The organism is Aeromonas sp. LsrichE-8G, from assembly GCF_022869435.1.
Taxonomy (GTDB): Bacteria; Pseudomonadota; Gammaproteobacteria; order Enterobacterales; family Aeromonadaceae; genus Aeromonas; species Aeromonas caviae.
Map to the genome: position 1 here is coordinate 1 of NZ_JALIHH010000122.1, position 3588 is coordinate 3588.

General features: G+C 61.0%; 4 protein-coding genes. 1 reads left to right on the forward strand and 3 read right to left on the reverse strand.

All coding sequences use genetic code 11. From position 1 onward, the window contains the following. The coding region (locus MUW49_RS16780; protein WP_244812997.1) for an IS1595 family transposase at nt 1-422 on the forward strand (422 nt) is incomplete at its 5' end. A 1-nt stretch (nt 423) separates the two neighbouring features. Here the strand turns inward: MUW49_RS16780 and MUW49_RS16785 are convergent. The 3 genes from MUW49_RS16785 to MUW49_RS16795 all read right to left on the reverse strand — a co-directional run. Next, nucleotides 424-2274 (reverse strand): extracellular solute-binding protein, encoded by a 1851-nt coding sequence (locus MUW49_RS16785; protein WP_227262907.1) that lies wholly within the window; start codon nt 2272-2274, stop codon nt 424-426. 90 nt (nt 2275-2364) lie between these two features. Then, on the reverse strand, nt 2365-3258 hold the full coding sequence (locus MUW49_RS16790; RefSeq protein ID WP_010675306.1) for an EamA family transporter: 894 nt from the start codon (nt 3256-3258) through the stop codon (nt 2365-2367). Nucleotides 3259-3505: 247 nt separating this feature from the next. Further along, nucleotides 3506-3588, reverse strand: an 83-nt coding sequence (locus tag MUW49_RS16795; protein WP_244812998.1) for a transposase, incomplete at its 5' end; no start/stop codon positions are given.

Genomic DNA, 3588 nt, shown 5'->3' on the forward strand with positions numbered 1-3588 from the left:
ATTACATCCCGGTGATGGTGGTTCAGGACCGGGCTGGTCACCATGCGGATTTTCAGTTGGAGAAAATGAATGCCGAGACGGTGATAGCTGTTTTGACACCCCTTGTCTCGTCAGATGCGGTGTTGTGTAGCGACGGCGCCGGGGTGTATGCCAGTTTCAGCAAAGCGCAGGGAGTGACCCATCAGGTCGTGCGCAATCGCCAAGGCGAGCGTGTGGTTGGCGCGTACCATATCCAGCATGTAAACGGATATCACCGTCGGTTGAAAGAGTGGATGGAGCGGTTCCATGGGGTAGCGACCCACTATCTGAGAAATTATCTGGGTTGGCGAAGGATGTTGGAGCGCTACGGGCGGGAAGTGAATGTACCACGTTGCTTGCATGAGGCGCTGGGGCGCCCCATGCAACACGTAATTGGGACATAGCCTATTTTTGCTGGTAGGTGGTATCCGTGATGGTCACTGGCGGGAAGGTCTGCCCCCCTTTGATGGCGGCCCGGGTCTGCGCCTTTGCCGCTTCGTCAATCCAGAGCAGGCCGCCGAAGCTGTAACCCGAGTTGGAGCCGTCGAGGGGCCAGTAGAGCAAGTCGCTCTGGGGGGTTGCCGGCACCTTGGGCAGGCGTACCCAGCGCCAGGCGCCAGCCCGGGTATAGGGCACCTGATAGGCGGGGACGAAGCTGGCGAGCTCATAGAGTCGCTGCTGGATCTGGCGGGAGAGGTCGGCCTTCTTGCCGAAATCGAACGCCTTGTCGTATTGCTCCACCAGGGCCGAGATCCTATCGTCATCAATGTTCATGATGTTGTTGGTCTGGGGCTTGTTGGCATTGACCCTGTGGAAGTGTTCCCAGTAGGCGGGATAGCGACCACCGCTCCAGGCCATCCAGGCACTCTGGTGTTTTTTCTCCAGCATGGATTTGAAGCCGGCCGATGCATCCATCAGATTGAGCTCGAGGTTGAGCCCCGCCTTTTTCGCCTCTTCCCGCAGCAGGGTGAGACGCTGGGCATGTTCCGCCGTGGTGTAGGTGATGCTGAGGGAGAGGGGCTGGTCCTTGTCGTTTCGCAAGATGCCATCCGGTCCGGTCTTGGTAAAGCCCGCCTTGGCAAAGAATTCGCGAGCAAGGGCGGGATCGAAGGGGCGCGCCTTGAGGTCGGTATTGGTGAAATCTCCCTGGCCCGAGCCATAGGTGTTGAGACGCTGGTAGTCCCCCCGCAGCAGGGTCGCGATCATCTTGTCCAGGGCGAGGGCGTGCTGGATGCCGAGTCTGACGTCGAGATTGCTCAGCAAGGGATCGGCGGTGTTGAGATAGAGCCCCATGGGGGGCTGAGGCGTCTGGTTGTAGAACCAGAGCCGCTCGATATAACCCTTCTCGAATTCGGCGGTCTTGCTCTTGTCGTGCCACCAGTTGGGCATCACGAGTGGGAAGGTGTCGAGCTCACCGCGCAGGAAGTGCTGCCAGGCGATGTTCTGATCCCTGAGCACCTTGATCTCGATGCGATCCGGATTGAAGCGGTGCTGGAAGTAGCGCTCGTCGTTCCCCCACCAATCCTTGACCCGGTCGAAGGTAACCGACTTGCCCTTCTTGAGCTCGCCAATCTGGTAGGGGCCTGTGACCGGCAGCACCTTCCAGTTGTACTCCTTGACCCAGTTGGCGGTCAGCTTGATGGCGTGGCTGGGCTCCGGGGTGAAGGGGAGAGCTTCGAGCAGATCTTCCCGGCTCTTCTCGGTGCCGCTGGTGATGGCGAGGGTGTGATCGTCAAACTTGGTCACTTCGCTTATCTGGGTGCTGTAGTAGTTGTTGTACCAGGGGTCGTTGATCTCCTTGCTGCGCATCATCTTGAGGGTGAAGACCCAGTCGTCCGCAGTGACGGGCTGGCCGTCCGACCAGCGGGCCTTGGGGTTGATACGAAAATAGAGCGTCTTGTTATCCGCGCCGAAAGCCCACTGGTTGGCCAGCATGGGGATGGGATTGCGCGTCACGGGATGGGTGCTCAGGAGCGGCAGGTTGGTCTCGCGCACGTAGGCCGCAAAGCCGCCGTTGGAATCCGGTCCGTATTTGCGCAAGGTGAGCGGAAAGCTCGACATGAAATCCCGGAAGGTGCCGCCTCGCTTGGCCTCGGGGTCTGCATAGACGGGATCGGTGTCGTTGTTCTCCCATTTGAGATCTGCCGGCAGGGTGGCACTCCAGCCGAACGGGCTCCAGCAGAAGGGGAGCAGCATGGCCGTGACCCGCATGATGCCTGGTAAAGAGGGAATGATCGAAAGTGACGGATGACGCATGTCCTTGCTCTCCTGATGATGGCATCCTGCCGAAATAACGGGGTGGGCCCAAGAGGGCCTGACCCATGATGGGAAGTTTCCCGGGCGAGGTCAATCCTCGGTTTGGGTCTTCAAGAAGCGCATCTTGCCCCCCAGCAGATGCACCACGAAGCCGAGCAACACCAGACCCGAGCCCAGCCATTGCAGGGGAGTGGGGTGTTCATCGAGCAGCAGGGCGGCGGCCACCATGCCGACACAGGGCACCAGCAGGGAGAGGGGGGCAACCTGGGCCACCGGATAGCGCATCAGCAGCCTCCCCCACAGGCCATAACCGAGCCAGGTGGCGATAAACGAGAGATAGAGCACGCACAAGACGCCCTGCCAACGGATGTTGAGCAGGCTGCTTGCGATGAGTTCGGGCCCCTCGAACAGCCAGGAGAGCGCGAAGAAGGGCAGGATGGGCACCAGCCCGCCCCAGGCGACCAGGCTCGGCAGAGAGGTGCGATAGCGCAGACCTATCTGGCGATTGATGACGTTGCCAAGGCCCCAGCAGGCGGCTGCGCACAGCGTCAGCACAAACCCGATGAGGGTGAGGTTGCCCTCGCCATGGGTGGCAATGAGATAAAGACCTGCTCCCGCCAGCGGCAGTGCCACCCAGTGGTGGGGCTGCCAGCGCTCTCCGAGCCAGATCATGGCGAACAGCAGGGTGAAGACCACCTGGGATTGCAGCACCAGGGAGGCCATGCCGGCGGGCATGCCGAATTTCATGGCGCAGAACAGGAAGGCAAACTGGCCCAGGCTGATCGCACCGCCATAGGCCAGCAGCCAGCGCCAGGGCATGGCAGGCCTGGGGACCAGCAGAATGGCCGGGAAGACGACTCCGACGAAACGCAGTGCTCCCAGCAGCAGTGGGGGGATGCCTTCCAGCCCCCACTTGATGGCGACGAAGTTGAGTCCCCAGCAGAGAATGACCAGGGCGGCCAGACACTTGTCCTTGGTTTGCATGCGGCATCCTTGTTTGAGCGGCGCCCGCACGGCAGGGCGCCGAAGGGGTCGAGCATACCTGCTACAGGGTGGGCACCGTCAAGGGCGCAGGTGTCTACCTGCACACCGGGCGAGCGCGGGCGGGCTAAGCTAAAAAGTGAGCGCCCCGATTGACGGGTTGGCGTCGATGGCTAACCGGAGGTATTCCATCTTAAATGCGAAAGGGGACTCCCTCCGACGTAGGTGGGAGGGGAATTTCGCCGGGGCGTCAGCCCCGCTGGTTTTGAATGTATTGCTTGATCACCTCTAACGGCGCACCGCCGCAAGAGCCCACAAAGTAAGAGCGTGACC

What these genes read in the sequence shown, in the direction of transcription:
- MUW49_RS16785 (WP_227262907.1), bottom strand. Translation starts at nt 2,274, where the DNA reads ATGCGTCATCCGTCACTTTCGATCATTCCCTCTTTACCAGGCATCATG.
- MUW49_RS16790 (WP_010675306.1), bottom strand. Translation starts at nt 3,258, where the DNA reads ATGCAAACCAAGGACAAGTGTCTGGCCGCCCTGGTCATTCTCTGCTGG.